The sequence below is a fragment of the Bradyrhizobium sp. Crot121 genome (genome assembly GCF_059512385.1).
In genome coordinates this window covers 1-401 of sequence record NZ_JCAMOR010000434.1, presented here as the reverse complement: position 1 = coordinate 401, position 401 = coordinate 1, and the positions used below count along the sequence as shown (strand labels likewise).

General features: G+C 62.8%; 1 protein-coding gene. It reads left to right on the top strand.

Annotation, left to right across the window (positions count from 1 at the left end; translation table 11 throughout):
• The coding region (locus AC5ZGW_RS47350) for a DUF2147 domain-containing protein (protein ID WP_496114300.1) at window positions 1-304 on the top strand (304 nt) is incomplete at its 5' end.
• Window positions 305-401: the final 97 nt, after the last annotated feature.

Here is a 401-nt window from a genome sequence, read left to right as displayed (position 1 = left end):
ATCGGAAATCCAGGCGCGCATGCTCTACGGGAACGAGATCGTCGAGGCCGACAACGTTACCTTCAAGAAGGACGCCAACAACCCTGACCCCGCGCTGCGTTCGCGCTCGCTTAAAAATGTCGTCGTCGTGACGGGTCTCCGCTGGGCCGACGGCGAGTGGAGCGGCGGTTCGATCTACGATGCCTCCTCCGGACGCACCTACAACTGCAAGGCGGCGCTCAAGGACGGCAAGATGCACCTAAGGGGGTTTCTGGGCATTTCGGCCATGGGACAGACCAGGGTCTTCCATCGCGTTCGCGGATGACGCGCTCGACGCAACAAGCCAGAAACCGGTGTTCGGGGCCGCACGGCGGCTCCAGCATCCGAGACCGTTAGAGGCGTCCCGCCGTGTTCTGGATCTC